Origin of the sequence: Chamaesiphon sp. OTE_8_metabat_110 (genome assembly GCF_031382685.1) — a bacterium.
Taxonomy (GTDB): Bacteria; Cyanobacteriota; Cyanobacteriia; order Cyanobacteriales; family Chamaesiphonaceae; genus Chamaesiphon.
This window is the reverse complement of sequence record NZ_JANMZA010000033.1, coordinates 1-2,971: the sequence shown is the minus strand read 5'-3', so window position 1 is coordinate 2,971 and position 2,971 is coordinate 1. Positions and strand designations below refer to the sequence as shown.

At 45.7% G+C, this 2,971-nt stretch carries 3 protein-coding genes; 2 read left to right on the top strand and 1 reads right to left on the bottom strand.

What is annotated here, in order from left to right; genetic code table 11:
• Positions 1 to 762, top strand: a 762-nt coding sequence (locus RMO52_RS01360; RefSeq protein WP_310410278.1) for a S1 RNA-binding domain-containing protein, incomplete at its 5' end; no start/stop codon positions are given.
• 824 nt (positions 763 to 1,586) lie between these two features.
• On the opposite strand, the gene RMO52_RS01355 is transcribed toward RMO52_RS01360, so the two are convergent.
• A complete protein-coding gene (locus RMO52_RS01355; RefSeq protein ID WP_309738244.1) occupies positions 1,587 to 2,411 on the bottom strand; it encodes a protein rep in 825 nt (274 codons plus the stop codon).
• 257 nt (positions 2,412 to 2,668) lie between these two features.
• Here RMO52_RS01355 and RMO52_RS01350 point away from each other — a divergent pair, with 257 nt between their 5' ends.
• Positions 2,669 to 2,965 (top strand): DUF1778 domain-containing protein, encoded by a 297-nt coding sequence (locus RMO52_RS01350; protein WP_309738243.1) that lies wholly within the window; start codon positions 2,669 to 2,671, stop codon positions 2,963 to 2,965.
• Positions 2,966 to 2,971 lie beyond the last annotated feature (6 nt).

The following is a 2,971-nucleotide window of genomic DNA, read 5'->3' as shown; positions in this document are numbered from 1 at the left end:
ATGGATGCTGGCGTACCAATTACCAAACCAGTTAGTGGTGCAGCAATGGGACTAATCAAAGAAGGCGAAGAAGTACGGATTCTTACCGATATTCAGGGAATTGAAGACTTCCTCGGCGACATGGACTTCAAAGTGGCAGGTACCGATACCGGAATTACCGCCCTGCAAATGGACATGAAAATCAGCGGTTTACCGATGACCGTCATCGCCGAAGCAATCAACAAAGCACGTCCCGCTCGCCTACATATTCTAGAGAAAATGTTAGCCGCGATCGACAAACCCCGCGAAGAACTCTCACCCTTTGCACCACGCTTACTCACCTTCAAAATCGAGCCAGAACTAATCGGCTTGGTCATCGGCCCTGGCGGTAAAACCATTAAAGGAATTACCGAAGAAACTGGAGCCAAAATCGACATCGACGATGATGGTACCGTCACCGTCTCCGCTGTCGATAATGAGAAAGCCAAACGCGCGATCCAAATCGTCCAAGGCTTAACTCGCCGCCTCAACGAAGGCGATGTCTATGCCGGACGCGTAACCCGAATTATCCCGATCGGTGCCTTCGTGGAGCTGCTACCGGGCAAAGAAGGGATGATCCATATCTCCCAACTCGCCGATTATCGCGTGGGTAAAGTTGAAGATGAAGTCGGCGTCGGCGATGAAGTGATCGTCAAGGTGCGCGAAATCGACAATAAGGGACGCGTCAATCTGACCCGCCTGGGCATTCATCCCGATGAAGCTGCGGCTGCGAGAAAGGGTTAGGTTGTAGGTTTCGGAAACCCGACCCACCCCGCCCTACGGGCACCCCTCCTCGGAGGGGACTTTAAGAGCAAGGGCTAGATTAAAAAATCCCCTCTTGGGAGGGGTGGGTAGATCTCCGCAATAACTAAAAATTAATCGAATGTTTTAGATAACGATACCAGCCTGATGACTTCGGGCTGGTATTTTTGTGGGGATATAAGTTTGCAGATGGCTGATGGTGTAGCTGATAAACATTGATCTCGAGTGAAGTCCGATCGAAATCTACCAATCAACTAAGTAAAAACCATATGATCCATCATCTACCCGAACTTTCTCAGATTTTAGATTCATTACATTTAGTGGAAACTCTTCTGACGATAATCTGCCTTATCAAGAAATTGAAAGCACAGCAGAACTAATCGATCGAGCGGGAATAATCAATAGACTTGACACTATTCCTGCTCGATAAGACTTCGCTACGCGATGAATGGGTGAATGCAACCCCATGCTAACTTCTCTCTGTTTAACTATATCCTTTTCGCTGTCGCGTCTCTGATTTAGAATGGATCGATCGACATCCTCAATTGCCTGAATGCGATATTCGGTCGATCGAGAATATAGAATCCTGCTTTGCAGCTAATGGGTGTAGATGGTGAAATCCACATGCCACACTTTTCCTGCTTCGTTAAATTCCCCCATCGCTTGCGCGAATCGGCTTTAGGTAATGGCACGTATTCTCTACACGTTAAATTACTGGAAGGTGCAATCGCGCAAGGTTTGTGTCTCTATCCTTAGATCGCATTTGAACCTAATTATTGAACCTAATTATTCTAGTAGTGCGCTAATTAGCTAACTATCCTGTATTTATTGTCACTATGCCGCCACCCAAACAGAAACTGTCGATGCTCTCCTCTAACTTTGTCACCATCGATCTCCACTGATTCGATCGCATCTGAATCTAACTCTCGTAGGTATTCCTTCAACACACCGCCAGTAGAAATTGCCCGCATATTATGAAGTTGCTGCGTTAGCTCCAAAAACCACTCCCGATCTGCCACCATATCGCTTTCCTTAGTACAGTATTTCAGTAATTCAGGAATTAGCACGGCAGGATTGAGATCCTTCTTCACAGCCTGAATATCGATGATGGGGCTGTAGTTTAATCGCAAACAATCTCGCCAGAGTTCAACCCATTCAGACTGTTTGATGTAGCCATGACTGAAATAACTAGCACGAACCATCAATAGACAGTGAAAATGTGGGTGAGCAGTTTCATATTTTCCCCTGGTAACTTCCGTAGCTTTTAGCCAGCCAATTGCGGGAAATATCTTCCGCCCAACCATCCGCTTAAAACTTTTATTCATCTCAGTTATAGTGCTTCGCAGCTCAGTAATAGGGATATTTTTCTGAGTCAGGGTCATGAATAGCCAGCGATGAGTCGGATACTGCTCGATGATCTTAGGTAATACTTGATAAGCTTTTGCTTTCCACATCAAACTTCTGCGCCACTGGCAAACCGGACAATGCCGCACCCGACAAAATCTCGCCGATCTGAGCTGAAGTCTACTCGTATTATCATCTGCTGCTTTGAGATCGAACTCTAACAACTGACTACACAAAGCAATCCGCTCGGCATATCGATCGAATTTTGAGCCAGCATAATGCGACATAACTCGATCGGCAAATCACCGATGCTTATCCCAGGGAGTATCCTTTAAGTTGTCAGACAGCAATAGTTCATCTATCTGATTATTTTCTGTTTTTCTGAAAGGCACTACAAAACTGCGATCGAGCTTGTGTAAGATACCATCAACTCGATCTCAATTTAATCGATCGGGTAAGATTTACTCTCGTAGATCGTCTCGATCTCGTTGATGCCATTTTGGCACCAGCAAGTTAGAATTAAGATAAATCCTCATAACTTCCGATGAACCAACCCACCCAGGATGCGCGAGTAGTAGCCAGAATACCCCCTGCGGTCAAAGAAACTTTGCAAAGAGCCGCAGACTTATCTGGTGCTACCTTAAATCAATTTTTAGTCCAATCGGCACTCACAGCAGCGAATCAGATTCTGGAAACAGAACGAACGATCGTGTTATCAGAACGGGATGCTCAGACAATCTTCGAGCTAATCGAAAATCCGCCGACACCAAACCAACAACTTTTAGCCGCTGTAGATAGACATCGAGCATTTATCCGTGAAAATAATCGAGCCGCTGAATAAATCCCA

What these genes read in the sequence shown, in the direction of transcription:
- RMO52_RS01355 (WP_309738244.1), bottom strand. Translation starts at nt 2,411, where the DNA reads ATGTCGCATTATGCTGGCTCAAAATTCGATCGATATGCCGAGCGGATT.
- RMO52_RS01350 (WP_309738243.1), top strand. Translation starts at nt 2,669, where the DNA reads ATGAACCAACCCACCCAGGATGCGCGAGTAGTAGCCAGAATACCCCCT.